General features: G+C 70.6%; 24 protein-coding genes and 1 riboswitch. Of the genes, 13 read left to right on the top strand and 11 right to left on the bottom strand.

The window, feature by feature from the left end; translation table 11 throughout:
- The first annotated feature begins 36 nt into the window (after nucleotides 1-36).
- Nucleotides 37-765 carry a TetR/AcrR family transcriptional regulator gene (locus HCC61_RS08320; protein ID WP_169134666.1) on the top strand — a complete coding sequence of 243 codons (729 nt, stop codon included), beginning with the start codon at nucleotides 37-39 and terminating at the stop codon, nucleotides 763-765.
- 44 nt (nucleotides 766-809) lie between these two features.
- On the opposite strand, the gene HCC61_RS08315 is transcribed toward HCC61_RS08320, so the two are convergent.
- The gene (locus HCC61_RS08315) at nucleotides 810-1,175 is read right to left on the bottom strand and encodes a DUF1801 domain-containing protein (protein WP_169134665.1); all 366 of its coding nucleotides are present in this window, start codon (nucleotides 1,173-1,175) and stop codon (nucleotides 810-812) included.
- Between the two features lie 167 nt (nucleotides 1,176-1,342).
- Nucleotides 1,343-1,984: a sigma-70 family RNA polymerase sigma factor gene (locus HCC61_RS08310; protein WP_169134664.1), complete on the bottom strand. Its 642-nt coding sequence runs from the start codon at nucleotides 1,982-1,984 to the stop codon at nucleotides 1,343-1,345.
- Between the two features lie 49 nt (nucleotides 1,985-2,033).
- Between HCC61_RS08310 and HCC61_RS08305 the strand changes: the two genes are divergently transcribed.
- Complete coding sequence (locus HCC61_RS08305) at nucleotides 2,034-2,330, top strand: zf-HC2 domain-containing protein (RefSeq protein ID WP_169134663.1); 297 nt, start codon at nucleotides 2,034-2,036, stop codon at nucleotides 2,328-2,330.
- Nucleotides 2,331-2,518: 188 nt separating this feature from the next.
- Here the strand turns inward: HCC61_RS08305 and HCC61_RS08300 are convergent, their stop codons facing one another.
- The 4 genes from HCC61_RS08300 to HCC61_RS08285 all read right to left on the bottom strand — a co-directional run bounded on the left by HCC61_RS08300 (nucleotide 2,519) and on the right by HCC61_RS08285 (nucleotide 6,154).
- On the bottom strand, nucleotides 2,519-3,274 hold the full coding sequence (locus HCC61_RS08300; RefSeq protein ID WP_169134662.1) for a PE-PGRS family protein: 756 nt from the start codon (nucleotides 3,272-3,274) through the stop codon (nucleotides 2,519-2,521).
- A 201-nt stretch (nucleotides 3,275-3,475) separates the two neighbouring features.
- Nucleotides 3,476-4,159 (bottom strand): DUF5134 domain-containing protein, encoded by a 684-nt coding sequence (locus HCC61_RS08295; RefSeq protein ID WP_169134661.1) that lies wholly within the window; start codon nucleotides 4,157-4,159, stop codon nucleotides 3,476-3,478.
- Nucleotides 4,156-5,577, bottom strand: coding sequence for a PepSY-associated TM helix domain-containing protein (locus tag HCC61_RS08290; RefSeq protein ID WP_169134660.1), 1,422 nt, complete (start codon nucleotides 5,575-5,577; stop codon nucleotides 4,156-4,158). The genes HCC61_RS08295 and HCC61_RS08290 overlap by 4 nt, the downstream gene beginning before the upstream one ends.
- A 145-nt stretch (nucleotides 5,578-5,722) precedes the next feature.
- Nucleotides 5,723-6,154 carry a (2Fe-2S) ferredoxin domain-containing protein gene (locus tag HCC61_RS08285; RefSeq protein ID WP_169134659.1) on the bottom strand — a complete coding sequence of 144 codons (432 nt, stop codon included), beginning with the start codon at nucleotides 6,152-6,154 and terminating at the stop codon, nucleotides 5,723-5,725.
- Between the two features lie 58 nt (nucleotides 6,155-6,212).
- Nucleotides 6,213-6,335, bottom strand: a riboswitch (cobalamin riboswitch).
- A 286-nt stretch (nucleotides 6,336-6,621) separates the two neighbouring features.
- Here HCC61_RS08285 and HCC61_RS08280 point away from each other — a divergent pair.
- From HCC61_RS08280 to HCC61_RS08250, 7 genes are all read left to right on the top strand, one after another.
- A complete protein-coding gene (locus HCC61_RS08280; protein WP_346777090.1) occupies nucleotides 6,622-8,763 on the top strand; it encodes a SpoIIE family protein phosphatase in 2,142 nt (713 codons plus the stop codon).
- A gap of 122 nt (nucleotides 8,764-8,885) precedes the next feature.
- The gene (locus tag HCC61_RS08275) at nucleotides 8,886-9,629 is read left to right on the top strand and encodes a flavodoxin family protein (RefSeq protein ID WP_169134657.1); all 744 of its coding nucleotides are present in this window, start codon (nucleotides 8,886-8,888) and stop codon (nucleotides 9,627-9,629) included.
- A 206-nt stretch (nucleotides 9,630-9,835) separates the two neighbouring features.
- Complete coding sequence (locus tag HCC61_RS08270) at nucleotides 9,836-10,789, top strand: DUF5996 family protein (RefSeq protein WP_169134656.1); 954 nt, start codon at nucleotides 9,836-9,838, stop codon at nucleotides 10,787-10,789.
- Nucleotides 10,790-10,863: 74 nt separating this feature from the next.
- Nucleotides 10,864-11,508 carry an RraA family protein gene (locus HCC61_RS08265; RefSeq protein WP_346777089.1) on the top strand — a complete coding sequence of 215 codons (645 nt, stop codon included), beginning with the start codon at nucleotides 10,864-10,866 and terminating at the stop codon, nucleotides 11,506-11,508.
- Between the two features lie 161 nt (nucleotides 11,509-11,669).
- Nucleotides 11,670-12,812, top strand: a complete 1,143-nt coding sequence (locus HCC61_RS08260; RefSeq protein WP_169135178.1) for an LLM class flavin-dependent oxidoreductase — start codon at nucleotides 11,670-11,672, stop codon at nucleotides 12,810-12,812.
- An 8-nt stretch (nucleotides 12,813-12,820) separates the two neighbouring features.
- Entirely contained in the window at nucleotides 12,821-13,450 is a 630-nt protein-coding gene (locus HCC61_RS08255) for a CE1759 family FMN reductase (protein ID WP_169134655.1), read from the top strand.
- Between the two features lie 143 nt (nucleotides 13,451-13,593).
- Nucleotides 13,594-14,808 carry a hypothetical protein gene (locus HCC61_RS08250; protein WP_169134654.1) on the top strand — a complete coding sequence of 405 codons (1,215 nt, stop codon included), beginning with the start codon at nucleotides 13,594-13,596 and terminating at the stop codon, nucleotides 14,806-14,808.
- Between the two features lie 116 nt (nucleotides 14,809-14,924).
- Here the strand turns inward: HCC61_RS08250 and HCC61_RS08245 are convergent, their stop codons facing one another.
- On the bottom strand, nucleotides 14,925-15,524 hold the full coding sequence (locus tag HCC61_RS08245) for a hypothetical protein (RefSeq protein ID WP_169134653.1): 600 nt from the start codon (nucleotides 15,522-15,524) through the stop codon (nucleotides 14,925-14,927).
- Between the two features lie 109 nt (nucleotides 15,525-15,633).
- A complete protein-coding gene (locus tag HCC61_RS08240) occupies nucleotides 15,634-16,875 on the bottom strand; it encodes a lactonase family protein (RefSeq protein ID WP_169134652.1) in 1,242 nt (413 codons plus the stop codon).
- A 216-nt stretch (nucleotides 16,876-17,091) separates the two neighbouring features.
- Between HCC61_RS08240 and HCC61_RS08235 the strand changes: the two genes are divergently transcribed.
- Together HCC61_RS08235 and HCC61_RS08230 are read left to right on the top strand one after the other, a co-directional pair.
- Nucleotides 17,092-18,333, top strand: a complete 1,242-nt coding sequence (locus HCC61_RS08235) for a carboxylate--amine ligase (protein ID WP_169134651.1) — start codon at nucleotides 17,092-17,094, stop codon at nucleotides 18,331-18,333.
- A 40-nt stretch (nucleotides 18,334-18,373) separates the two neighbouring features.
- Nucleotides 18,374-20,404 (top strand): hypothetical protein, encoded by a 2,031-nt coding sequence (locus HCC61_RS08230; protein WP_169134650.1) that lies wholly within the window; start codon nucleotides 18,374-18,376, stop codon nucleotides 20,402-20,404.
- Between the two features lie 151 nt (nucleotides 20,405-20,555).
- Here the strand turns inward: HCC61_RS08230 and HCC61_RS08225 are convergent, their stop codons facing one another.
- Nucleotides 20,556-23,009 carry an FUSC family protein gene (locus HCC61_RS08225; RefSeq protein WP_169134649.1) on the bottom strand — a complete coding sequence of 818 codons (2,454 nt, stop codon included), beginning with the start codon at nucleotides 23,007-23,009 and terminating at the stop codon, nucleotides 20,556-20,558.
- A 125-nt stretch (nucleotides 23,010-23,134) separates the two neighbouring features.
- On the opposite strand from HCC61_RS08225, the gene HCC61_RS08220 reads away from it, so the two are divergent.
- Nucleotides 23,135-23,629 (top strand): MarR family transcriptional regulator, encoded by a 495-nt coding sequence (locus HCC61_RS08220; protein WP_346777088.1) that lies wholly within the window; start codon nucleotides 23,135-23,137, stop codon nucleotides 23,627-23,629.
- A gap of 149 nt (nucleotides 23,630-23,778) precedes the next feature.
- Here HCC61_RS08220 and HCC61_RS08215 read toward each other — a convergent pair whose 3' ends face one another.
- A complete protein-coding gene (locus tag HCC61_RS08215) occupies nucleotides 23,779-24,951 on the bottom strand; it encodes an oxygenase MpaB family protein (protein ID WP_169134647.1) in 1,173 nt (390 codons plus the stop codon).
- 82 nt (nucleotides 24,952-25,033) lie between these two features.
- Between HCC61_RS08215 and HCC61_RS08210 the strand changes: the two genes are divergently transcribed.
- Entirely contained in the window at nucleotides 25,034-25,657 is a 624-nt protein-coding gene (locus HCC61_RS08210; RefSeq protein WP_169134646.1) for a TetR/AcrR family transcriptional regulator, read from the top strand.
- A gap of 64 nt (nucleotides 25,658-25,721) precedes the next feature.
- Here the strand turns inward: HCC61_RS08210 and HCC61_RS08205 are convergent, their stop codons facing one another.
- Complete coding sequence (locus tag HCC61_RS08205) at nucleotides 25,722-26,321, bottom strand: cyclodeaminase/cyclohydrolase family protein (protein WP_169134645.1); 600 nt, start codon at nucleotides 26,319-26,321, stop codon at nucleotides 25,722-25,724.
- Nucleotides 26,322-26,333 lie beyond the last annotated feature (12 nt).

Here is a 26,333-nt window from a genome sequence, read left to right as displayed (position 1 = left end):
TTCGTTATAGCCGACTACATCCAATACTCTGGGAACGTGTCAGCACGCCGCGACATTCCACGAAGCCCCCGCCGGAAGTACGAGTCGCCGAGCCGGGCCGAGCGCGCGGCCCGGACGCGCCGCGCGATCCTCACGGCCGCGGAGGAGCTGTTCACGGAACGGGGGCTGGCGGAGACCTCCGTGGCGGCCATCGCGGAGCGCGCCGGAGTCGCCCAGCCGACGGTGTACGCGGCCTTCGGGTCGAAGGCGGGCCTGCTGCGCAGACTGCTCAGCGGGCTGGAGGCACGGGCCGGCGCCGAGGAGTGGCGAGCCCGACTGCACTCCGGCATCGGCCCCGCCGCGCGGCTCACCGTCTTCGCGCAGTGGAGCCGGCACCTGTACTCCTGCGGAGCCGGGCTGATCCGGGCCGCGTACCGGGGCGCCGGCGACCCGGCCGTGACAGAGCTGCACGAGGAGGGGAACCGGCGCCGCCGCCGCTCCCTGTCGGAGCTGATCGATTCCCTGCGGGACGAGGACGCCCTGCCGCCGGGGCTGCCCGCGCGGGAGGCCGTCGACCGCGCCTTCGTGCTGACCGGCCCACAGCTCTACCTCAGCTGCGTCGACGACTGCGGATGGACCGACGACGCCTACGAGACCTGGCTCGCCGGGCTCCTCGTCGCGCAGCTGCTGTCACCGGCCGCGGCGCGGGCCACGGAACGGCGGGGACAGCCGCGCACGTCAGGACAGGGCCGGAGCCGCAGCCGCAAGGGCGGCCGGAGACCGTAGGCGCGTCGCCCGACGGGGCCTGCGGGGCCGGCGGTTCCCGGCGGTCAGCAGATCTTCCCCGGCTCTGCCGCAGTGGCCCTGAGCAGATCACGTACGAGGTCGAAGTCGATCGACTCGGGCCTCTTGAACCGCAGACAGCCCTTGCCCATGTCGTGCCCGGCGAGCCGCTCGGCGAAGGCCGCGCGGACATCGCTGCGCAAGAGGTAGAAGGAGATGTACTGCTTCTGACCGGCGAAGGCGACCTCGCTCTTCCCGTCCCGTTCATAGGCGGGCATGCCGTACGCCATCACCTCGGTGAATCCGTCCAGCTCCTCGCGGCACAGCTCCCGCAACCGGTGCAGCGCCGCTCGCCGCTCCTCCCCCGCTTCGGCAAGGTACGCGTCGACGCTTTCGGCGTTGCTCTGCACCATGCGGCGACACTACCGAGCGGAGCCTGTGACCGCTGCGGGTTCCCGTCGTCGGCCACGGGCGACGGACATGGGCAGCCGGGGGTTAGAGGTGGGTGCCGCTCCCGCGGAGAGCAGAGGCGGCGGCCCCTGAGCACGCGACAGCGCGTTCAAGGACCGCCGCCCTCCCGTCACGCCGCCGAGCCCGCCAAGGCGGCCCGGCAGTCATCCGGTTCCGCGTACGGTCCGGTCCGGGCCGTGACGCTCCCGTCCCCGGGCGACCGGTCCCGCTCCGCCTCTTCCAGCAAGGAGATCAGGCTCTCGCGCGCCCTGGCGACCCGGGAGCGCACGGTCCCCAGCGGGCATCCGAGCACCGCCGCCGCCTGGGCGTAGGACAGTCCGAGGAGTTGGGTGAGGACGAACGCCTCGCGCCGCCGGCCGTCGATCCCGGCCAGCAGTTCGCTCAGTGCGATCCCCTCCTCGAACCCGGGCAGATCACGCGGCTGCACCCTCTCCAGCGCCGACTCCCAGTCGTCCGTACCCGCGAGACGGGGACGGCATGAGCCGGCGCGGATGCGGTCGGCCACGGCCCGCCGGGCGATGGTGAGCAGCCACGTACGGGCCGAGGACCTGCCCTCGAACCCCGGCAGACTCCGCAGCGCCCGCAGATAGGTCTCCTGCACCAGGTCGTCGGCGGCCTGGGCGTCGCCGCTGAGGTGCGTCACGAACCGGCGCACGTCGAGCTGCGTCGCCCGGACGAACTGCTGCGCGGCCTCCTCGTCTCCGGCGCGGGCGGCCAGCGCGAACGCGGTCGCCTCCGTGTCGTCAGCCATGCCGCGGCTCCCATCCCCGCCGTTCGTACGGATCGGAGAGGATGGGCGCATGCTCTGCTCCCGCGCCCGTACCGCGCTCTCCGCCCGGCTCGACGCGGAGGAGCTGCCTCCGGGTGTCACCGGGCGAAGGCTGCGTGAGCACCTCGCGGAATGCGCCGGCTGCCGTGCGTGGGAGGCCGGGGCGCTCCGTCTGCAACGGGCCGTCGACGGCGGGAGCGTGGGCGGTGCCGAGTCCGCGGGGGACGCTCCGCGGGCGGACTCCGACAACTTCGGTACGGTTTCTGGGAGTTCGGGGAATTCGGGGAGTTCGGGGAGTTCGGGGAGTTCGGGCCGAGAGGCCTGCTGAACGGATCTGTTTCTGTGCCGTGCCCGGCGGGGCGCCGCGATCTCCGGGCGCCCGCGTATGCGCAGGGGTCATCGTCTGAGGTCCTTCAGGTGATCCGGCTGCCGGTGGCGGCGAGCCGGTGAACGGTCCCGGTGTGCCGGCGCCTTACTGCATGCAGGCACCGGCAGGGGCTTACGGCCGTGCTGTCGTCAGACAGCCGGTCCTGCCGGTGGACCTCTCAGCCAGATGACGTGGCTCAGGAACAACTGCCGCGGTGCGCGCCGCTGTCCCCACCGCTCCACTCGCAGTACGGGAATCGGAGCCGGCAGGGAGGGTGCGAGGGCGAAGACGAGTGGCGCGAAGAACCGCGCGGACGCGGCGCGCAGTAGCTGGAAGACGGCACGCTCGCCGCCCCACATCCACCACGCGCTGAGGAGCGCCACGAGGAGGTGGGCGGCGAGCATCCCGGCGGAGTCGGCGTGCCCGGCGTGGAGGGCGATCGGAGCGTCCGCACCCGGGCCCGCCGCCACCGCCGGCGCGTGTTCCGCCATGCCCTGGTGCACGGCCGACTGCATGTGGTGGGCGTGGCCGGACATCGACCCACTCATCCCGTGCATTCCATCCATCCCGTGCATCCCGTGGGAGGCGGCATGTCCGGCGGACTCCCCGGCGCCGTGGCCGTGTCCGGCCGGAGCGGCCATCGGGGCCCTCAACGTCTGGCCGACCGAGAACGCCGTGTGCAGGAAGACCTGTGTGAAGACGGTCAGCGCACCGACCAGCAGGGCTCCGCGCTCCTTGCCGGTCAGGAACCAGGCGGCGCCCGCGGTCCCGGCCCAGCCGACGACGAGCATCCAGCCGGGCACGTCACGTCCGGACGTCATCGCATGTCCCAATGCCGCGAGCACCACGCAGACGGCCGCGAACGCTCCGGCGCGCAGCACTCTGAGGACGCTTCCCGCATGCATGGTCCGCTCATCGTCGCACCTGCTCAGCGGGCCGGAAACGGGAGGCCGAAAAGCGCTCACGTGTGGACAGAAACTGCGAACACGGGCCACGCGCCCTCGCCATGAACGGACGTTCACGGTTCGCCCGTGAACGACCTTCGCCATGAACGACGTTCACCGTGAACGGGAAAGGGGGAGTCCTCCCAGCCCGTACACCGCGGCTCAGGTGACGAGTACGAACATGACGGCCATCGCCAGCGCCATCACTCCGTGGCACAGAAGATCGCCGGACACCCGTCCCTCCCCGCCGGCCGGTCCGCCTCCGCCACCTGCCGGGACCGGCGCCGCTCCGAGCGCTCCACGAGCGGCGTCGAGTCCCCGGGCCAGCCACCACAGCGACAGGGCCAGGAAGACGGCGCCCAGGATCCAGGCCACGGTCTGCTGGGCGGTGCCGTGCAGCGACATCGTCGCCAACTCCGTCGGCGCGGCGCCGTGATGGCCGCCCGCCGCGCCGTGACCCGTCGCGCCGGAGGCCTGGTGGGCGCCGCCCATCGACTCGTTCATCGCGTGGAGCATCCAGGCCATCCCCGCCATGACCGCGCTGTGCGGCAGCGCGGCGAGCATCCTCCGCGAACGGGACGGGCCCGTGCCCCCCGGCCCACCGGCGGCAGCCGCCACCGGATACCACAGCGCCGCCGCGGCGAAGAAGACCACCTGCGGAACGGCGGGCATCTCCATGCCCTGCGGCCAGCACATCACGGCCATCGCCACCGCCATGGTGGCGTGCAGCAGGTGCGAGACACCGCCGGCCGGCCGGGAGGACCGTACGGCCCGCAACAGGGCGTAGACCGCCAGCGCAGCCAGTGCGGCGGTGAACATCCAGCGCAGACCGGGAGCGGCGATCACACGTCCACCTCCTTGCGCTCCCGCCTCCGGCGCACCCTGCCCGTCAGCAGATCCACGGCCAGAAACAGCAGCAGCGGGATACCGAACCACGGAAGCCAGTACGCCACAAGCGCCGTCACGAGGGCGGCCGGAGCCAGCACCCGTCCCGGGATCCGGCGCCACGCACCGCGCGCGGGAGCACGTCCGGGACGCGGCGTCCGTCCGGCGGAGGCGGCACCGCGCGTGGGGCGGCGCAGCCACCACATCCGGTATCCCCAGACGATCATTCCGATCAGCGCGAGGGCGACGAGCGCCAGCACGATCTGGTTGACCAGGCCGAACAGCAGGCCCATGTGGGCGTCCACGCCCCAGCGGGACAGCTTCGCCAGCAGGGGATAGTCGTCGAAGCGGAGAGTCGCGGTGATCTCCCCGGAGTCCGGCGCCACAGCGACGGAGTCCTGCCGCTCCGGCCAGGAGCGCGTGTTCTCCTTCACGACGTATCCGCTGCCGCGGTCAGCAGGGGGCGTGATGTCCAGAACGCCACCGAGACCGGCCTGCCGCGCCTCCCGTACGGCGCCGTCGAAGCCGATGTCCCGGCCGCCCTGCTTCCCGGAGCCGTGAGCGTGCGGAACGGTGGCCGCCACCGTCGGTGTTGGGCTGTTCAACTGCTCCCGCAGCTGCGTGATGTTGGCGCCGGCATGCGCGGACCACGTCAGCCCCGTCGCCGACAGCCCCAACAGGGCCGCCGACGCCCACAGTCCGACCGCACCGTGCCAGGACCTCACCCGCCGGCGCCCGGCGGGAGCCGACTGCTCCGGAAGCAGGGTGCGGCGCAGCCTCCGGCGCGAGCGGCGAATCCCGATCCACAGCACGAGCCCGCCGGTGACCTCCACCCACAGCCAACTCGCGGCGATCTCGCTGTAGTTGCGGCCGAACTCGCCCAGGTGGAGATTGCGGTGCAGATCGTCGAACCAGGCGCGCACCGGGAGCCACTGCCCGAAGGTCTCCAGGGTGCCCAGCACCGAGTGGCCGTAGGGATCGACGAAGGCCGTCCGCGTGTACCCCTCCTTCAGGCCGGGCTCCTCGAAGACGACACGCGTGCTGTCGCCGGGGCCGGGCCCGGTCGTCACGGAGACCAGAGAGCCGTCCGGCACGGCCTTCTTCGCGGCATGCACCTGAACCGCCAGCGAGTCCGGTTCGCCCCGGGGGCTCACCTTCAACTCGTGCTGGTACACGGCCCTCTCCACCTGAGGCATCGCCGTATAGAAGAGACCGGTCACGGCCGCGAGGAGCAGGAACGGTGCGATGAAGACTCCGGCGTAGAAGTGCAGGCGCAGCAACAGCGCCCGTATCCCCGCCCATGTGTCCGTCGGCTCGGCTGCCGGAGCGCCGGCGGGCCGGTCCTCCGACTGCGGCGTGGTTGCCGTGGTGCTCGCCATGGTGTTCCTCTCCGTGCTCCCGTCGGTCCCTGAGCGTGGGGTGCCGACAGGTAGTCGGACGGAGCGACGGCTGAGTTCCGGCCCGTCCTGCACGGAAAGTCGTGACGCCGGATATCCGATGACGGGGCCGTCTCATCGCTCCTGATCACGGATCCGGCGGCGCAGCGCGGCGATTCGCGGCGAGCCCCCGTCGCGGCGGCGCGATGACGTGGAGGTCGAGGATGTCCGGCAGCGGTGCGGCTCCGGGGCCGCCCGCCCGCACCCAGGCGGTGACGTCCTCGGTCGCGTCCGGGTCGTTGACCAGCCCGAGCCAGACGGGCCGGGCTCCGGCGGCACGGCCTTCGGCGGAGGGCTGTACGACGACGACGTTGGCCTGGTCGCATACGTCCAGGCAGTCGGAGACGCGAACAGGTGCCTCTTCACGCAGGCGAGCCGTCTGCGCCGCGTGATCCAGCCCGGTCACCTTGGGGCTGCCGCAGCAGCAGTCCCGGCACACGACGATCCGGCACGGCGCAGCGCCCGCCCTCTCCGCTGCCCCCGCTTCGTCTGATGCCTGATCGGCCGATGTCCCGGTCATGCCGAGCCTTCCCCTCTCCGGGGAGATCCGCCCCGGTACGTCGAGGAGGCGACCGCGTGAGTCTCCTGGCTCTCGGGTCGAGGCTCGTCCCTGCCTTCCCACCCGCCCGGGGCAGTGGCCTTTCGGGATCCGCTCGCCGATCACAGTGGCGGGACCGCGCCGGATTCGCACCGGCTTCCTCGGACCGCCGTCGCCATGTCACGGGCCATCATTCCATCCGGGTGCCGCCCGCTTCCGAGGGCGTCCGCGGGCACCGATGCGGTCGGGCCCACGCCGGGTCGCGCTCACCACGCGCGCCGGGTCGCGCTCCCCGCCCGCGCCGGTCGTTTCCCATGGTCTTTGTCCGCCGGAACGAGGCGACGGCAGGGGGACGGTGGTGCGGTCGGCGCCGAAGCGAGAAGCCCCCCGGGAGGCGACCCCGGCGTGTCCGGAGACCGTCCTCCTACGTCGGCGAGCAGGGTTGGAGCGTGCATGGCCACGACACCTCCAGCTTCAGCCCCGCCGCGGGCTCCGGTCCGGAGCTGCTGGCCCCCGCCCTGGCCCGGGCGATGCGGGAGACGGACGCCTCCGCGGGCCTGCTGTATCTGCTGTCGCCGGGCGAGGACATGCTGCGGCTGGCGGTACTGACCGGCGTTCCCCCGCACATCGCCGCGCCCTGGACCCGGCTGGCGCTGACGGTCGCGAACCCGATGACACACGCCGTACGTGAGCACTCGGTGTGGATCGGCAGCCAGGCCGAACTGGCCCGTGACTACCCCCGGGTGGCACTCGGGCTGCCCCACCCCTTCGCCCTGGCGGTCACGCCGGTCATCGCGAACGCCGCGGCCCGGGGCGCGCTGGGGCTGCTGTGGCCCGGCTCCCATCCGCCACAGCTGAGCGCACACGAGCGCGAGGTGGTCCGCGCCGCCAGCGACCGCATGGGTGCGCTCCTCCGGCACGCCGCCGAGAGCGGGCGCCCGGTGCTGCCCGGACGCGCGCCGCATGTGCTGGCCCCGCTGACTGCCCGCGGGCCGGGGCCCGTCCGGGCGCCGGGCGCGCAGGACTTCGTCGACCGCCTCCCGATGGGCTGTTGTGCGCTGGACCCGGAGGGCCGGATCACTTTCGTCAACGCCGCCGCGGCCGGCCTGGTCGGTGACAGCGTCCCGAACCTGCGCGGAGCACTGCTGTGGGAGGCGCTGCCCTGGCTGAACGACCCGGCCTTCGAGGACAAGTACCGGGCGGCGCTGGTCGGGCGCCGGCCCACGTCCTCCACCGTCTTGTGCCCGCCGGACCGGTGGCTGGACATCGAGCTCTACTCGGACGCCTCCGGCGTAAGCCTCGTCATCACTCCGGCCGACGGCGACAGCCCCGTGGACCGCCGGGTGCCGGGGCACGGTGAGAGCGACGCCCTGCCGGCCCGGGCGGGTTCGCTGTTCGACCTGATGCACTTGGCGGCCGCGCTGAGCGAGGCGGTCGGTGTGCGGGACGTCGTCGAGCTGGCCGCCGACCAGATCATGCCCGCCTTCGGCTCCCAGGGCTTCGTCGTGTCCGTCGCCGAGGGCGGCCGGCTTCGTATCGTCGGCTACCGCGGATACCGGCCCGAGGTCATGAACCGTCTCGACCTTCCCTCCCTCCGGGACGAAGCAGACCCCACCGTGCACGTCCTGACCACGGGAGTGCCGCTCTTCGTCGCCTCCCCGCACGAGATGCGGCAACTCAAGCCGGAAGTCCCGGAGCTGACGAAGAAGGGAGGCTGGGCCTTCCTGCCGCTGATCGCGTCCGGCCGCCCGGTCGGCTGCTGCGTGATCTCCTACGAAGAGCCCCACCCCTTCACCCCCGACGAGCGCGCCGTCCTCACCTCGCTCGCCGGACTGCTCGCCCAGGCCCTCGACCGCGCCCTTCTCCACGACGCCGAGCACCAACTCGCCCACGGGCTACAGACGGGCCTGCTCCCGGCCACCCTCCCGGCGGTGCCCGAACTGGAGGTGGCCGCCCGCTACCTGCCGACCGCCCGTGGCATGGACGTCGGCGGCGACTTCTACGACCTCATCCGCCTCGACGACACCTCCGTAGCCGCCGCCATCGGAGACGTCCAGGGCCACAACGTGAAGGCCGCCGCCCTCATGGGACAGGTCCGCACCGCCGTCCACGCCACCGCCGGCGCCTCCCCCGCCGAAGTCCTCACCCGCACCAACCGCCTGCTCACCGACTTCGACCCGGGCCTCTTCGCGAGCTGTCTCTACGTCCACCTGGACCTCGCGAACCAGCGCGCCCGGCTGGCCTCCGCCGGCCACCTGCCCCCACTGCTGCGTCCGCCGGACGCCCCCACCGAAGTCCTCAGCCTGCCGCGCGGGCTCCTGCTCGGCATCGACCCCACCGCTGACTACGAGGCGGCCGAAGTCGCCCTGCCTCCGGGCGCTGTGCTGGCTCTGTACACCGACGGGCTCATCGAAACCCCCGGCGGCGACCTGGAGGTGGCCACAGCCGAACTCGCCGAACAGCTCACACCGGGCCCGAGCCAGACCATGGACGCCCTCGCCGACGCCCTCATCCGCCACCGCCCGCAGACCGCCGCGCCCCGCGACGACATCGCCCTGCTCCTGCTCCACCTGCGCTCGGCCGGCGGATGACTCACGTCGACGTCAACCTCCCGCAGCGTCAGGCGACTTGAGACGACACGTGCCCATCGCCCTCCAGGCGGCAAGCGCCGGAGGCGGCGGTATCGGCTCACCACACCAGATTGGCGGCAGTCATGTCCGAACCCGAGAGTCCTGAACCCGAAGCGGCAGCGGCGCCCCAATTCGAGGGGCTGCGCGCGATGTTCATCAATGCCTCCCTCAAACCGTCCCCCGAGATCAGCAATACCGACGGACTGGTCAGGCTGAGTTCCGGAATCATGCGCAACCACGGAGTCGAGGTGGAAGTCGTCCGGGCGGCCGATCACGACATCGCCACGGGCGTGTGGCCGGACATGACAGAGCACGGCTGGGCCCACGACGCGTGGCCGGCTCTCTTCGAACGCGTCCTGGCCGCGGACATCCTGGTGCTCTGCGGCCCGGTCTGGCTCGGCGACAACAGCTCGGTGATGAAGAAGGTGATCGAGCGTCTCTACAGCTGTTCGAGTCTGCTCAACGAAGCCGGCCAGTACGCCTATTACGGGCGGGTCGGCGGCTGCCTGATCACCGGCAACGAGGACGGCCTCAAGCACTGCTCCATGAATCTGCTCTACAGCATGCAGCACCTGGGATACACGATTCCGCCGCAGGCGGACGCCGGGTGGAGCGGTGAGGCCGGCCCCGGGCCTTCCTATCTCGACCCCGGCTCAAGCGGTCCGGACAACGACTTCACCAACCGCAACACCACCTTCATGACCTTCAACCTCCTGCACCTGGCCGCGATGCTGCGGCGGGCCGGGGGAATTCCCGCCTACGGAAACCAGCGCACCGAATGGGACGCGGGCTGCCGCCCCGAGTCGGCCAACCCCGAACACCGATGACGTATGCGCCGCCAACGGCGCAGTCGTGCCACGGCGGATGGAGACCGGGCCTGTGGGATGAACATCGCCGGTGCGTCTGCGTGCCCCCGAAAAGGGCCGACGGGGCGGCCGGACGATGGGGGACCGAGCCTCCGGATCCCTTCCGTACCCGTCAGCCCGTACCCGTCAGCCCGTACCCGTCAGCGAGACGCCCCAGAGGGAGACAGATGACCGCAGGACATGCCACCTCCTCCGACGTATGGCCGCGTCTGCGAGTCGCGGACTGGGCCCCGACCCGCGACACCCTTCACATGTGGGCCCAGATCGTCGGAAAGATCCGGCTGAAACACGCGCCGATGGTGAACCACTGGTGGCAGGTCAGTCTCTATGTGACTCCCCGCGGACTGACGACCTCGGCCGTTCCGTACCACTCGGGAGTGTTCGACATCGAATTCGACTTCCTCGACCACCGGCTTCGCATCCGTACCAGCGGCGGAGACTCCCGGAGCATCGCTCTGACATCCCGGCCGGTCGCCGACTTCCACGCGGAAGTGCTCCGGGCGATGGGCGACTTGGGAATCGAGGCGGCGATCCAGTCGCACCCGAACGAGGTGGAGCCGGCGGTGAAGTTCGCCGACGACTTCGACCACGCGACGTACGACCCCGACGCCGCGCAGACGTTCTGGCGTCAGCTCTTGCGGGTCCACCTCACGATGGACGAGTTCCGGTCCTCCTTCGTCGGGAAGGCCAGCCCGGTGCACTTCTTCTGGGGAAGCATGGACCTTGCTTGCACGCGCTTCTCGGGAAGGACCGCACCGCCCCATCCGGGCGGCGCCCCGCACCTCGCAAACTGGGTCATGGAAGAGGCCTACGACCGCGAACTGAGCAGTTGCGGATTCTGGCCGGGCGGAGCGGAGGAGGGCGCCTTCTACTCCTACGCCTACCCCACCCCCGCTGGATTCGCCGAGCACCGGATCGCCCCGGAATCGGCCTACTACAGCGCGGAATACGGTGAGTTCCTGCTGCCGTACGAGGCCGTACGAACCGCTGCCGACCCGGAGCACGACCTGCTGCGGTTCCTGGAGACCACCTATGAAGCGGCAGCCGACGGCGGGGGCTGGGACCGCTCCGCACTCGAACAAGACCCTGCTCGCTGGAAGCGCCGTCACCACCCGGCCTGAACGCCTTGAACGGCTTGAACGGCTTGTACGGCCTGAACGCGTGCTGCCGGCTTGATCCTCGACCTGGAGGAAGAGTGAGCGAAACAGCAGAAGACGACCCGGCGGCGAGAGCGAAGCGGCTGGGCTGTGCGGCACTGGTTGATGCGATGGGGCGGATCCACTCCCATCGCGCGCACATCCTGTCCCTCACCGGCCCGGACCGCACGCGGCCGCTTTTCGGCCCGGCGGTCACCATCGCGTACATGCCCTACCGTGACGACCTGCCGCAGACGCGTTCCGGCTTCCCCGGGCTCTTCTATGAAGCGGCCGGAGACTCTCCGGCCGGGCGCGTGCTGGTCCTTTCCGGCGGCGGGTATCCCGACGCCTCACACGGCGGCGGGACCAAGCTGTCCCGCGTGGCGAACCATGGACTGGCAGGCGTGCTGGCGGACGGCAGGCTTCGGGACTTCGACGAGCTGCGAGACCAGGGCATCGCGGCATGGTGCAGAGGAGAGGCGACCCGCTGGGGCGGGGACACCGTGATGCCGTACGCGGCGAACATCGCCGTCGAGGTCTCGGGAGTCTGCGTCACTCCCGGCGACTACGTATTCGCCGACGCCGCGGGCGCTGTGATCATCCCCGCCGCGAGTCTGGCCCGCGTCCTCGACGAGGCGAGCCGAGTCGACGCCGAAGACGCCGAGGCCGTCGAGCAGATCCGCGCTGAATGGCTGCCACGATGAGCGGGACGGACGGCGCCCGACCGCTGTCCGGGGGGCTGCGGCCCGTCGCGGACCGCATCATGTCCATGGTGGACAGAGCACGCCCGGTGCCGAGCGCCGAGAGCGCCTCGGCAGGGCGGTGACGGGAGGAGGCAGACATGGCCCCTGCGGAAGCGACGGGGATGCAGTTCGGCATCTTCACAGTCGGTGACGTCACCCCGGACCCGACCACCGGCGGCACTCCCACCGAGGCGCAGCGGATCCGGGACACCCTCGCGATCGCCCGGAAGGCCGAGGAGGTGGGCCTGGACGTCTTCGCCACCGGCGAGCACCACAACCCGCCGTTCGTCCCCTCCTCGCCCACCACCCTCCTCGGCTACATCGCCGCGCGGACGGAACGGATGATCCTCTCGACGTCGACGACGCTGATCACGACGAACGACCCGGTGAAGATCGCCGAGGACTTCAGCGTGCTTCAGCACCTCTCCGGCGGCCGCTGCGACGTGATGCTGGGGCGGGGGAACATGGGCCCGGTCTATCCCTGGTTCGGCCAGGACATCCGCCAGGCCGTGCCGTTGACCGTCGAGCACTACGGGCTGCTGCGGCGGCTGTGGCGTGAGGAAGTGGTCGACTGGGAGGGGAAGTTCCGCACTCCGTTGCAGGGCTTCACCCTCGCGCCCCGCCCGCTCGACGGCGTACCGCCCTTCGTCTGGCACGGCTCCATCCGTACGCCCGAGGTCGCCGAGCTGGCGGCCTACTACGGGGACGGCTTCTTCGCGAACCACATCTTCTGGCCCTCCTCGCACACCCGGCGCATGGTGGACCTCTACCGCCGCCGCTTCGAGCACCACGGCCACGGCAGGCCGGAAGAGGCGATCGTCGGGCTGGGCGGGCAGGTCTTCATGCGCCGCAACAGCCAGGACGCCGTGGAGGAGTTCCGGCCGTACTTCGACAACGCGCCCGTCTACGGTCACGGCCCGTCGCTTGAGGAGTTCACCTCGCTGACTCCGCTGACGGTCGGTTCGCCCGCACAGGTCGTGGAGAAGACGCTGGGGTTCCGGGAGTACGCCGGCGACTACCAGCGCCAGCTGTTCCTCATCGACCACGCCGGGCTCCCGCTGAAGACGGTCCTCGAACAGCTCGACCTGCTCGGCGAGGAGGTGGTGCCGGTGCTGCGCAAGGAGTTCGCCGCCGGCAGGCCCGCCGGGGTGCCGGCGGCGCCGACGCACGCCTCGCTGCTGCGGGCGCAGGAGACCGGGACGGCCGACGCCGGGCCGGGTACCGCCGACGCCGGGCCGGGGCCCGCGAACGGACCCGGGGAGTGAGCACGACCATGACCGAACTGGCAGTCATCAGCGGCGGAATCCGCGAACCGTCCTCGACCCGCCTCCTCGCCGACCGCCTGGAGGCCGCCGTACGGAAGGCACTTGAGGCCCGCGGCCGCACGGTCCGGTCCTCGTTCGTCGAACTGCGCCCCCTGGGCCGCGCGATCATGGACGCGATGCTGACCGGCTTCCCCGCGAACACGCTGGAAGAGGCCTTCGAGACGGTCGCCGCAGCGGACGGCGTCATCGCCGTCACGCCCGCCTTCAACGCCTCCTTCAGCGGGCTGTTCAAGTCGTTCTTCGACGTACTGCCGGAGGAGACCTTCTCCGACATGCCCGTGCTGATCGGGGCCACCGGCGGCACCGAACGCCACTCACTCGTCCTGGAGCACACGCTGCGGCCGATGTTCTCCTACCTGCACGCCATCGTCTCGCCGCGCGGCGTCTACGCCGCCACCGACGACTTCGGCGCCCAGGCGGGAACCGCCCTGGGTCAGCGCATCACCGCCGCGGCAACGGACTTCGCGCGCCTGGTCGAAGGCTGCGGCACCCGGCAGCGGCGCGACGGTTTCACCGAGGAACTCACCACGATGGAGCGGCTCCTCGGCGGCTCATCCACCACGGGGGACGCGACGTAGCACGAGGGACCGCTTCGCGGCCGGCACCTCGTCGGCCCCTGAACTGGGCTGCCTGAGCCTCACGTTGACCGATTGCCGTGATGTCGAAGAAGTGCGGCAGGATACGGGTTCCTGACGGTTTCAGTGGTGACGGTGGTCAACAGGTGGCAGCGGAGCAGAACAACGAGGATCTCCCCGAAGCGCCGGGAAGCAGTGAGCTCGATCAAGGGGAGGTCAGGGATCTGGCCCTGCGGGCGTTCGGCAGGCGGGTCAGCGAGCTCGTGGCGATGACGGGCCTGAGCCGGCGGGAGTTCGGTGCACGGCACCACATCGGCTTCACGCGGATCTCGTACTACAAGGACGGCCGGGGCGACGTACCGCGGATGCCTCCTTTGGAGTTCCTGGATCCCCTTGTCCGTGAGGCGCGATTGGCAGGTCTGACCGCCGATGAAGCCAAGGACGTCTACCGCTCCTACGGTGAGACCCTGGCTCAGGTTGCCGCTGAGGACGGCAGCGACGAGAACTCTCTGCTCCTGCGCATCTTCCGGCAGACGGTGGAGTTGCAAGAGATAGAGAAGGAACTACAGGACGTATGCGAGCAGAGAGACAATCTCCGCGCCGCGCTCGAGAAGGCGCGCCAGCAGATCTCCGAGGCCGACGTGGACACAGGCACCGGCACGGAAGCAGCCGCGGCCGAAGTCGCTGAGACAGCTCCCGTTCGCGTGCTGCAACAGAGCTACGAGAATGCGAAAGAGCAGCACACCGGACTGAAGGAGCAGCGCACCAAGCTCCTTTCCGAACTCCACACGTCACGTGCCCGGTACTTCTACCTCGTCGACGACCAGGAGGTCGACGAGCAGGCCGCCCAGAAGGATCAGAAGAACGTCGGGGCCGAGGGAAAGCGCCGGCTGTCACCGACGAAGAGCGCCATGCTGGGTGCGGCGCTGGCGGTCCTCGTCGTCCTCGCGGCTGGGGCGACCATGGCAATCCTTCGCTGGGGCGCACCCTTCGACCTGGCCGGGTACGACGATCAGCCCAAGTCGCCCAAGAGTGAGAGCCCTCGGAACACGGCACCTGCTGACAGCTCTTCGGAGTCACCGACGAAGAAGCCGAAAAAGAAGCCGAAGAAGCCGAAGAAGTCGCAGACTCCGAGCGAGGAGCAGCTTCCCCCAAGCCGGACGAGCAGCCCGCCTCTCCCGGAGGACACCGACTCGTCAGTGAACGGAGGAGGAGACGGCGGCGCTACGGGCGGGAACGGCTCCGGGCAGGCCACCGGAGAACCCAGCGAGACCCCCTCCGAGACGCCTTCCGACGACACCGAAGGCAACACGGAAGGCGGAGGTGACGACAACGGTGGCCTCTTCGGCGGACCGGGCTAGCGAACGGTGTCGATGGACGTCGACAAACGGATCGTGCCCGTAGGAGGAACGCCGACGGACGCCGAGCGACGGATCGGCGGGGAGCCCCTGACCGAGCGAACGGCCGCACCTCGTGATCAAGAAGTGACTCCCGTACGAGGGCGGTTCTCGACGGACACCGCAACGTCCCTGACGGATGTGACGAACTCCGCGTGCGCCGAAGTAGCGGTCCGAAGACGGTCTTCAGCACGCCGCTCCTGCCGCCCTCGGTCCAAGCTGCCGGAGCTCAACGCGAGTTCCCAGCCGTCCAGTGCCCCGCGGAACTCATTCACCGCCGTCCGCAGCGCATTCGCCGGCTCACGTACTCCCTCCGGGCCGAACGCCCGGACCTTGAAGTACGCCTGCGTCACGGCGAGTTCCGTCGCTTTGGTCATCGCGAACAGCTCGGAGCGGTTCGCGGCCTCGAAGGTCAACGCCTCCATGAAGGGCTTGGCCTGCTCGACGAACCGGTCGTACGCCTGCATGAGCCCCATGTAGGCGTCGAGTCTGTGCTGCAAGAGCCAGTCCTCACGGGTGGCCACTGCTTGTCTCTCGACTTGTTCAATCATGGCCTCGCCCGTCTTCTGGGCCCCGAGCCGGGCCGCACGCTGTGTGAAGAACCCTGTGACAAGGCCGCCCACCACCGCACCCACTGCTCCGGCTGTCCCCGCGAACGCCGCTGCCGCCCCCTGATCCATGGCGGCATTATGGCGTAGTGAGGACGAAGCCCCGCAGAGATCACGGCGGTCCGACCAGGCGGCGCCTGTCACCTTCGCTCTGCTGGGCCTCCGCGGCCAGCACACGCCCTCACCCCGGCAGCACGCACACCGGCTTCGTCATCTTCACCGGCTCCCCCGCCTTCTTCAGCGCCCCGCTCTCCTTGTCGACGGAGAAGACCCCGATCGTGCTGCTCTTCTCGTTGCCCGCCCACAGCACGTCCCCGCCGGACGGGATGCTGATGTGCCGCGGCCAGTCGCCCCCGCACGGGACGGAGCCGGAAATCTTCAGCGACTCGCCGCCACCGCCCACCGACATCCAGGCGACGCTGTTGTGGCCCCGGTTGGAGACGTAGACGGTCCGCCCGTCGGCCGCGACGGCCACCTCCGCCGGATAGTTGCGCTCGCCGGACCCGTCGCCCTCGGGCACCGTGGGGATGCTGTCCCCGCGCGTGAACTTCCCGCTCCCCGCGTCGTAGGCGTAGACGGAGACCGTGCTGTCCAACTCGTTGGTCACGTAGGCGAATCGGCCGTCGGGGTGGAACGCCAGATGCCGCGGCCCCGCGCCAGGCTTCGCCTTCGCCTCCGCGACGCGCTTCAACTTCCCCTTCCCGGTGTCCAGTTCGTAGGAGAACAGCGAATCGGTCCCCAGGTCCACGGCGATCACGAAGCCGCCCTTCGGGTCGCTCACGATCTGGTGCGCGTGCGGCCCTTCCTGCCGGTCGGGGTCCGGTCCCTTGCCCTCGTGCTGCACCAGGTCGGTACGGGCACCGAGGGCGCCGTCCGCCTTGACCGGGTGCACGGCGACGCTGCCCGAGCCGTAGTTCGCGCTGAGCAGCCACTTGCCGCTCGCGTGCACGGACAGATGCGTCACGCCGTTCCCGCCGGTCGACTGCGGATCGCCCAGCGGGCTCAACTTCCCGCCGTCGCCCACCGCGTAGGCCCGTACAGTGCCCTCCTCGCTCGCCTCATCGAGCGCGTACAGCACCTTGCCGTCCTCGGACAGCGCGAGGAACGTCGGGCTGGTCACGTCCTGCACCGCACCGGACGTGCTGATCGCGCCGCTGGACGTGTCGTACGAGCCGGTGACGATGCCGCCGCCGGACGTGCCGACGAACAGGGGCCGTTGGGCACGGCCGGCCTTACGCCCGGCGGTCTTGCGGCCCTCCTCCGGCGGGAGTACGGCGGAGGCCACCGCCGTGCTCCCGCCGACGGCGGCGACCGCCCCGAGCGCTCCGAGGAACGTCCGGCGCCGGACCCTCCGGGCGGAGGACTCGGCGGATTCGGCGGATTCGGTGTACGGCGCGCGGCGGTCAGGCGTGCGTGGGGACACGGAACGAACCTTTCGGTGGGGGTCTCGGGTTCGGCTCGTGAGTATGCCGCGTCTGCCCGTCCGGGATCAGGGACTTGGCCGTTCAAGCCGCCCTCGCAACGAACCCCTGCCTGCGGGAGTGAGGTGCTTGCGCCGCAGATCGCCGGGTAAGCGCCGGGTACGGTCATCCCAGCCACGCCGTCGATGCGCGCACGCGCCAAAAAGGAGAAACGGTCTATGCCACAGGGCGAGCCCGCCAACAAGAACCCGGACAAAGGCTACGTAGCGCTTCTTGGCTGGAGTATCAACGCGGTGGAAGCCCTCGACCGGTTCGACCGGCGATACGTCGTCGTGGCGCCGGAGTGGGCCGAGGAGTACTGCGTCGAGCACGACATCCCCTACGTGCCGTGGAATTTCGAGCGGCTCAACGACCGCTCCATGGAGATCGCCGAGACCCTTCAGAACGAGGGCGTCGACGTCGCCATCCCGCTCTTCGAGGAGACGGTCGAGTGGGCGGGGGCGATCAACTCCGTCCTGCTGGACAACCCGCGTCTGTACGGCCAGGCCATGCTGCTGCGGGACAAGGCGCTGATGAAGCGCCGCGCCCAACTCGGCGGCATCCGGGTCGGAATATTCGAGGAGGCCCACGACCGGGACGATGTGATCCGCTTCCTCAAGCGCGTCAATCAGACCCTGCTCAAGCTGGACGGCGACCCGAACGACCCGATCCATCTCAAGGCGTTCGACAAGGCGGGATGCCTCGGGCACCGCGTCATCCGCACCCCGGACGAGATCGACACGATCCCGGAAGAGGAGTTCCCGGTCCTCATGGAATCCCACCTCGACGGCTGGGAGTTCGCCGTCGAGGCATGGGTGCACAACGGGAAGATCAAGTTCCTCAACATCTCCGAGTACGTCACGCTGGGGTACTCGGTGTTCGTGCCGGCGACCCCCGAACTGGAGCGGTACCGCCCGCAGATCACGGCGCAGATCGAGAAGCTCATCAAGACGTTCGACATCGAGTTCGGCTTCGTGCACCCGGAGTACTTCGTCACCAGCGACGGCGAGATGTACTTCGGCGAGGTCGCCTACCGGCCGCCGGGCTTCAAGGTGTTCGAACTGCTGGAGCGGGCGTACGGGTTCAACGCCTACCATGGGCTGGTGCTGGCCTTCGACCCGAAGACGACCGAGGAGGAGATCGACGCCTTCTTCCCGCAGGAGGTCGTCGACGCGTCGGGGGTCGCCGGCTGCTTCGGTGTCTATCCGCGCCGCCGCGTCGTCAGCGGCCTGGAGATCCCGGAGGAGACCGAGGACGACGACTACTACGAGTCGCACGACCTCTCGACGCCGCTCGAGGAGACCGTCACCAAGAGGACCGCGTTCGGCACCCACTGGGGCCTGGTGTACTTCTTCGGTGAAGACCCTTACCGGATGCGCGACCTGTTGAAGAGGCAGGAAGAGCTCGACTTCTACGTCTGACGACCCCGTGGGCGCAGGAGACCAACCCGAGGGAAACCCTTTGAAACCGACCGTCGACGTCAGCGGTGAGTCCACGACGCTGGACAAGCGCGTGGCCTCGCTCGACGACGCCATCCAGGCCATGGCCGAAACCCGCGACTTCGGCAAGCACACGAAGCTGCGGCGGGTCCTGGAAGCACTGCGGCGGGTGCTCATGCAGCCGGGCGGCGCCGCGGCCGTCCAGGCCAGGGCGCAGGCCCTCGAGGAGGCCGGGCTCTTCCAGGAGACGGACTGGGCGTCACCGGAGATCCTCATCCCGTCGCTGGTCAGCCCGGGCCTGCGCAGCGCGGACGCGGACACCGTCGTCATGGAGGCGACCAGCGAGCTGCGGATGCTCGCCGTCGCCATCGGCGACTTCGCGCACCCGACGCTGCCCGCCGAGGACGCCCGCCAGTTCCTGTCCCAGGTGCTGGCGACGAACCTGGAGCTGCTGTTCACCCCGCCCAGCGAGGCGGAGCGGACCCAGCAGGGCCGGATCGCGCAGCTCGTACGGGGCCTGTTCCGCCACCTCGCCGACGAGATCGGTTATGACAGCGTCCTGGACAACCTCGTCGACGAGATCTGGCGGATCCTGCGCCAGCGCCCGATCCAGGTCGAGGCGGTGCAGTCCCTGATCACCCGCATCGCGGCCTACCGCGACGACCCGGACGTCGCGCTCGGGGCGTCGTCGGGGCAGGGCATCGACCGGCTCATCACGAGCCTGTTCGGGACGACCGAGGCGTGCCGGGAGGACCCGGGCGTCGACGTCTTCCGCTCCCGGCTGGAGGTGATGGACGCCGGCGGCCTCCAGTACGAGGCGACGGGGTTCGCGCGGGCGATGCACGACACCGGCCTGGTCTCGCCGTACCACGCGGAGCTGCTCCGGTTCCTCCTGCGCGAGAGCGACTACCTCATCGGTGAGGCGCTCGGGCTGTCCGACACCGGCCGGAACTGCCTGCTGCGCTACAGCGAGTTGGTGCACCGGCTGATCGATGTCGCCGTGCACCCGCAGACCGCGCAGAGCATCTACGGGCTGGCGCTGCTGCTCGACCGCGGCATCCTCTACGAGCCGCCGATCGTGCCCGCGCTGTGGCGCCAGTTGAGGCTCGAGCTCTCCCCGGTCGCGCGGGAGCGGTTGACGACGGTCTTCGGCGACGTGCCGGGTCCGCAGGCGCGGCTGGTGGCGGGGGTGCTCTCGATGCTGGGCCAGCCGCTCGGCGTCGGCCAGGGCGACAACCCCACCTGCCAGTCGGCCCGCGCGCTGTCGATGTGGTCCTACAACGACCCGGACTACCTGCTGCAAATGGTGGTCTGGGCGGCACGCGACGACGAGATCCTCATGCACTTCGAGGGTCAGCCGATCTCGTCGAAGGACAGCGCGGCCGGAGTCGCGACCACGCTGCCGATGGACCTGGACCCCGTATCGCTGCTCGTCGTACCGCACTTGGACCGGATCTACGCCGAGATGGGGCGGCACTGCGTCGCGCGGCCGGGAGACCCGCACCGGTGGGTCAACCCCGAGTTCCACGGCTGGTGGGCGGCCCGTGGATTCCACATCAACGTCGACGTCGCGACCGGGAACCTGGTCGATCTCGACGGGTTCCTGCGGCAGTTCCACGCCGGGTACCACCCGTCCTACAACGGCGAGCAGCCGCTGATCCATCCGCAGCCGGCCGGCGTCGCCGTCACCGACAGCGCGGCCCGCTACGTCGGCTGGCACGCGATCACGATCCTGCGGGCCGCGCCGGACCCGCAGGACGTCATGCGCGTCTACTTCTTCAACCCGAACAACGACAGCGGCCAGGACTGGGGCGACGGCGTCGTCGTCTCCACCGCGGGCAACGGCGAGCGGTTCGGCGAAGCCTCACTGCCGTTCGACCAGTTCGCCTCGCGGCTCTACATCTTCCACGCCGACCCGCTGGAGCGCGGCGAACCGGAGCGGGTGCCCGCCGAGGACATCGCGCGGATCATCGGCTACATCGAGCGCAGTTGGGGCAACGACCGGCTGCCCGCGGGCACGCTGCAAGCCCTGGAGCGGCCCACGAGCCAGTGAGCCCGCTGCGTGGCCATGGGGACAGGGGACGGCGGCGGTTGCACGGGCAGAGGCCCCGGCCGCGGTGAAGCACGTGAAGGACCTCGAACTCGCCCCGGGTCCCGCCGACTTCGACGTGCCGGCTCCCGGGGCGGATCGCCGGCGGTCGGCGTCACCGTCCCGTCAACTCGGCGCGGGCGTCCAGCACCGGCGTCGCGCGGGCCGGGGAGTCGGCGACGATCACCTCGGCGGCCTGCGGCTGACGGTCCTCCGGTCCGCTTCCGCTTCCGCCGGCGTGGCGCCCTCTGGCCGGTGCCACGGGCGGCGTGCACGCCAACTCGTGCACCAGCCGCCGCAGATGCGTCAGCGGCCGGGTCACCGGAGGAAGCGACGGGCCCGCGCACGGAGGGTGCTGGGCGAGCAACTCCGCCTCCACGTCCTGGAGTCGGCGTTCGGCCTCGGCGACGGCCGCGCTGCGGCGCGGCGGTGAGCCGGCGAGCGCGGTGACCGCCTCGGCGAGGGTGTGGCAGATCGGTCCGAGCCCGTTCGGCGGCACCGGGGCCGGCAGCCGTGCGGTGCTCAGCGCGAGGGCTCGGCCCTGGCGGGCCGCTGCGGTGCAGAGGGTGAGCCGGTGCCGTACGAGCCCGGGATCGTTGCCCCACACCAGAGTGCGGGTCAACGGCCGGGAGACGAGGGCGAGTTGGGACATGCGGTGGTCCAGCGCCCGGACCAGCGTGTCGAGGTCCGCGTGCTCCTCGTCCGTCCCGGCGGTGCCGGAACCCGTATCGATGCCGGCGGCGGCGCCGGCCGGGGCCTCGTCCGTGCCGCCTTCCCCGAGCCGCGCCGCCGTGGCCCGCAGCAGATCCGCCAGCGCGATGAAGAAGGTCCGCTGGGCGCTGCCCGCGGTGTCCCGGGTGCTGGTCGGTATCACCACGAGCGAGACGACGATGCCCGCCACCGCCCCGGCCGCGGTCTCCTCCAGCCGCAGCACCAGCAGCCCGGCGGACAACTCGTGCAGCACGCCGTAGAGCTGGCTCACCATGATCGTGACGAAGAAGATCATGAACGCGTAGGAGACGCGCACCAGATAGAAGCCGCAGGACATGCTGACCACGATCACGATCAGCACCCACGCCGTGTGGCCGACGGTCAGATGCGCGAGCCCGATGCCCGCGCCCAGACCGGCCACGGTGCCCACCACACGGTTCGTGGCCTTGATGAAGGTCTCTGAACGGGTCCCCGTCCCGGTGAAGGCGATGAACGCGGCGATGACCGCCCAGTAGTAGCGGTCCTCGGATATCTGGCGGCCGAGGACGATCGCCAGCGCACCGGCGAAGGCCACCTGAACCGACTGGCGGGTGGTGAGCTTCATACGGCTCAGCGGATTCCAGCTGCCGCGCGCGGCCACGTCACCGGCCACGGACGCCGAACCGGGCAGGTTGCCCAGAGCAAGTGCGACGACGGGCTCGAAGTCCTCGCTCTGGCCGGTCCCGGTCAGCGACGGAACGTCGGATGTGGCGACCACGGAGACGAATTCGGCCGCGGCCGAGGCGAGTTGGTGCAGCGGCCACTGCCCGTCCCCCTCCCCGTCCTTGTCCTTGTCCCTGTCCCTGTCCCTGTCCCTGTCCCTGTCAGCGTTGTCGTGGGGCCCGCCGTCCGTACGGGAGGAGGGCGGGTCGAGGAACGGCCGGGCTGCCTGCTCGGCGGCCCGATAGTCCCAGCGCGCCAGGTGGGCGGCGATACGCGCTCCGTCCCGCGCGAACCGCGGCCCCGTTCCGGCGAGGGCGTCGGCGGCGTTGGCCAGCGCGTCGATGGCCAGCTGGGCGTCGAGGAGCCGCCGCCGCAGCGCGGGGCCCGACCAGCCCTCCGGCAGCGCGCCCCGCTCGGCCGACCAGCCCTCGATCATCAACGCGGCTTCGGCCAGGCGCAGTTGACGCGCATGCAGGCGCCGGTGCAGCCGGCCCTGCTGTGCGGCGTCCTGCTCGTCCGCCTCCAGCAGGTCGGCGCACGCCCGGGCGACCGCCCGTGCCCGGGCGCCGAACGCGCTCCGGACCCGGCGCAGCGTCCGCCGCGCGTTCGTACGGAGCACGGTCACCGAGAGCAGCAGCACCCAGGCGCTGGCGACCGCGATGGCCGTCAACAGCCCCGGCAGCATCGTGAGTTCGGCGTTCAGGAAGGCGGCGAAGAAGTAGCCCATCCACAGCATGAATCCGTAGAAGAAGAAGCGCATGCCGAACCTGCGGACGAACACCGCCACGAACATGACGCCCACGAAAACGCACAGCATCACGTCCGTGTGGCCGGCCACCACGACCCCGGCCAGCATCCCGGCACCCATGGCCACCGGGAAGAACACCGCCGTGACCGCCTTGGTGCGAACTCCCGTGCCGGTCAGCGCCATTGAGCCCATCATGGCGACGATGGCGCCCAGCAGCATCCCGATCGTCGTGCCCTGCCGGCCCGCACCGGCGACCTGCCCGAAGACGTACTCCAAGGCGAGCGTGCTGCTCATCGCCACAGCCGCCGACACCGCCATGCGCAGGCGGTTCAAGCCGGGATCGGAGGCCACCACCCGGTCCCAGAACTCCGACAGCCGGCCACGCGAACCACTGCTCAGGTCAGCCACGTACCAACCCTTCGAGGGCCGACGCCGTCCTCCCCTGGTGCACCCGTCGACCCCACGGAGTGCCGGGATACATGTAGACTCCATACAATAGCATGTACGATACCGGTAATTGATTGGTGAGCGGCGTGAGCAGCACCTTTGAGGCCATCGACGTCATCGAGCGCCAAGCGGCCGTCCTGGTACGGCACTTCGAGCTGCTGCACCGCCGCAGCGACGTCCACGACAGCCTCGACCGGGCCGGCTATCTGCTGCTGCGCACCCTCGACGACCGCGGCCCGATGGACATCAACACCCTCGCCGCCACCCTGGGCGTCGACCCCTCCACGGCCGGCCGCCAGATCTCCGCGATGCAGGGCGCAGGACTGGTGCTACGGACACCGGGCGAGACGGACAGGCGGCGCAGCGTGATCACCGCCACTCAGGACGGCCTCGCGACGATGACGTACGTACGGCAGCGCCGGGCCGAGGACCTCGCCGAACTGCTCGCCGGCTGGGGCGAGGACGAACTGCGCACCCTCGGCGAGATGTTCGGCAAGTACAACAGGGCCGTGGCGGCGCGCTATCTCTCCGGGCAAGCGCCTTCCGGGGAGCAGCCGGTCGCCGAACCGACGCAGTCCTAACCCGCGAGCTCCGCGCCGAAGATCGTGCGTGCCGCACCGGTCCGGCACGGGGTCGCGAAGAAGACAGCGGGGAGGGCAGCCGGCGGCACCGGCTGCCCTCCCCGTGTTCCGCGTGTGGGTCTCCCGGCGACGGCCGCTCGTCCCGGCCGTCAGGCGGCGGCGTCCCTGCGGACCTCCTCCTGGACCTCCGCGGCGTTCATCGCGCCGAAGTGCTGCTGGGACTCCTCGAGACCCTCGTCGCTGGGCTTCTCGCCCTTGCCGAAGACCCGTTCGTGCTGCCGGGCCCTGAAGTCCGGGTGCGCGTCGGCCGGTTCGGCGAAGCCGTACTTCTCCTGGGCCTCGCGCGGCGTCATCGTGACCGGGTTCTTCGCCGGTATTCCGAGGATCGCGGGCGCGGCGACCTGCATGGCACCCGGCGCGAGCAGGTTCATCATGAAGAACTTCATGTTGGCCGACCGGTACATCAGGGCGTGGTAGCCCTTGTTGAGGATCACGGCCAGCGCATCCACGGCACGGCCCTGGCGCACGCCGAACATCTTGCGGATGTACTTCGGGTACGTGGCGGCCACGCCCTTGCTGAGCATCCACACGATCGGTGAGATCGCGATGCGCCCGGCCCGGCTGAGGTTCGGCGGCAGGGCGACGTCCAGCGGCAGGATGAAGTCCACCATGTCCTGCGCGGCCTCGGATGCGGCGAGGTGCGGGCGCCAGTCCTCCAGGTACTCGCGGACGGCGGCACGGCTGCGCGGCACCGTCTCCGGATCGATGGTCTGTAGTTCGGCGGAGCGCGCGCACTCGGCCCAGTACTGCGCCTCCTCCTGTGAACTCAGCGGCCCGGGGCCGAACTTCTCGTAGCAGTAGAGGATCGAGTGCCAGGCCGTCATGTGGATCCACAGCTGCGACGACGGCCGGTTGGCATCGTAGGTGTCGCCGGTGACCGGGTCGTTGCCGATGGCCTTGGAGTGCACCTTCACCAGGACGTCGGCCGCCTTCGCCGTGGGGTGGGACGCACCGAACGCCATCAGGGAGAAGTAGTGCATGGTGCGCCCGTAGCGGGTGTGCGGGCGGTACTTGACCCCGCCGGACTGGACGACGGCCGCCGCCAGGTTCGGGTCGAGGTGCTCGATGGTGACCGAGCGGGCGAAACCGAGGACGTACGACGTCGGGTATCCCCAGACCTTCCACGACACGGACCCGGGTCCGAAGAACCCGTAGTCGTCCTGGGGCTGGAAGTGCTCCTGCCACCCCTTGCGGGACTTGACCTTGAGGTACGAGCGCAGGGGCCTCGTCTGCTTCTGTTTCTCCGCGGTCTTCTCCGGCATGGGCGTACTCGCTTCCTTGCGGCTCCGGGGGGCATCGCGAAATTTACATGGGAGTAGCTTTCGTGAGAAGTACCCTCGCCCCATGACATCCGGCTCCTCCACCGCCTCGCCCCGACGCCGCTACGCCCCCCGCATGCCGCCCGAGCAGCGCCGCGAGCACCTGCTGGACTGCGCGCTGCGGATCGTGGTGCGCGACGGGTACGACCAGGTCTCCGTCGGCGCCATCTCCAAAGAGGCGGGAGTGACCAGACCCGTCGTCTACAGCGCGTACGACGGACTGGAGGCGCTGATGCTCGCCCTCCTGGAGCGCACCCGTAACCGCGCGTACGAGCAGGCGCTCGGGGTCCTCAACAGCGGGAGCGGATCGGAGGACCTCGAGGAGTGGCTGACGGCGTCGGTGGCGCGGTTCCTGGACTGCGTGCAGGCCGACCCCGACGTGTGGCGGCCGGTCCTCGGCCTCGTACACGGAACCCCGGCCGTGGTGCGCCGCCGCATCGAGGAGACGCGTGACCTCGTCAGGGCGCGCATCGAGCGCGGACTCTCCATAGCCCTGGAGACACGGGGCGCCGACGGTCTCGATGTCGGCGTGCTCGCCCACGTCCTCGTCGTCACCATCGAGGAGTTCGCCCGGCTCACGCTCGAACGACCGGCGGAGTACGGCAAGGAGCGCCTGGTCACAGCCCTGTCCGGTCTCCTCAAGGCGTGAGGAGACCGGCCTGCTTCCGGCTACGTCGTCCAGCCCGTCCCGACGAGCGGATCGGCAGCCACCGTCAGCGATCTCTGCCGCGGTGACCGATAGGCCGCAAGGCCTCGACCGCCTCCGCGACGGTGAGCGCGTGACCGTCGGCCGTGCGCTGCGGTCCGTCGTCGAGCCCGCCCGCCCGTACGTTGATCCGCACCAGGGCAGCCGCCGACTCCGCGGCCGAGGAGCAGAGCATCACGGCGGTGTACACGTCGCCGTGCAGGCTGGAGTTGCCGTCGGTGCCCACGCGGGCGGCCAGTTCGGCGACGGCGGCGGCCACACCCGCGATCCGCAACGGCACGTCGCACGCGCCGCGGCATGCGTCGGCGAGCCGGTCGCGATGGCCCGGCTCCTTGTCGCGGAAGGCGGCGAGCAGCTTCCCGTACGCCTCCGCGTCGGCGTCCGCCAGTGGCAGCACCTCGCCGCGCAGATCGTCGGCGCTCGCGGCGACCCGGGCGGCGTCGGGCAGTTGCCTCGTGGAGAAGCGGGCCGCCATCGCGACGAGCGCCGCCGCCGTACCGGCCGCGACGGCACACGCCGCGCCGCCGCCCGGCGCGGGGGTGCGGGCCGCGACCTGGTCGAGGAAACCGCGGACGGTCGCGGACGGGAGGCCGGCCGGTTCGTTCACGACAGTCCTGCG

The organism is Streptomyces sp. HNM0575, assembly GCF_012726265.1.
Classification (GTDB): domain Bacteria; phylum Actinomycetota; class Actinomycetes; order Streptomycetales; family Streptomycetaceae; genus Streptomyces.
The sequence above is the reverse complement of the archived record's forward strand: the minus strand, read 5'-3'. Positions and strand labels throughout refer to the sequence as shown.

Bases quoted from the DNA above. Each gene is read 5' to 3' on its own strand.
- HCC61_RS08315 (WP_169134665.1), bottom strand. From the start codon at position 1,175: ATGGTGCAGAGCAACGCCGAAAGCGTCGACGCGTACCTTGCCGAAGCG.
- HCC61_RS08310 (WP_169134664.1), bottom strand. From the start codon at position 1,984: ATGGCTGACGACACGGAGGCGACCGCGTTCGCGCTGGCCGCCCGCGCC.
- HCC61_RS08305 (WP_169134663.1), top strand. From the start codon at position 2,034: ATGCTCTGCTCCCGCGCCCGTACCGCGCTCTCCGCCCGGCTCGACGCG.
- HCC61_RS08300 (WP_169134662.1), bottom strand. From the start codon at position 3,274: ATGCATGCGGGAAGCGTCCTCAGAGTGCTGCGCGCCGGAGCGTTCGCG.
- HCC61_RS08290 (WP_169134660.1), bottom strand. From the start codon at position 5,577: ATGGCGAGCACCACGGCAACCACGCCGCAGTCGGAGGACCGGCCCGCC.
- HCC61_RS08285 (WP_169134659.1), bottom strand. From the start codon at position 6,154: ATGACCGGGACATCGGCCGATCAGGCATCAGACGAAGCGGGGGCAGCG.
- HCC61_RS08275 (WP_169134657.1), top strand. From the start codon at position 8,886: ATGTCCGAACCCGAGAGTCCTGAACCCGAAGCGGCAGCGGCGCCCCAA.
- HCC61_RS08270 (WP_169134656.1), top strand. From the start codon at position 9,836: ATGACCGCAGGACATGCCACCTCCTCCGACGTATGGCCGCGTCTGCGA.
- HCC61_RS08260 (WP_169135178.1), top strand. From the start codon at position 11,670: ATGCAGTTCGGCATCTTCACAGTCGGTGACGTCACCCCGGACCCGACC.
- HCC61_RS08255 (WP_169134655.1), top strand. From the start codon at position 12,821: ATGACCGAACTGGCAGTCATCAGCGGCGGAATCCGCGAACCGTCCTCG.
- HCC61_RS08245 (WP_169134653.1), bottom strand. From the start codon at position 15,524: ATGGATCAGGGGGCGGCAGCGGCGTTCGCGGGGACAGCCGGAGCAGTG.
- HCC61_RS08235 (WP_169134651.1), top strand. From the start codon at position 17,092: ATGCCACAGGGCGAGCCCGCCAACAAGAACCCGGACAAAGGCTACGTA.
- HCC61_RS08215 (WP_169134647.1), bottom strand. From the start codon at position 24,951: ATGCCGGAGAAGACCGCGGAGAAACAGAAGCAGACGAGGCCCCTGCGC.
- HCC61_RS08210 (WP_169134646.1), top strand. From the start codon at position 25,034: ATGACATCCGGCTCCTCCACCGCCTCGCCCCGACGCCGCTACGCCCCC.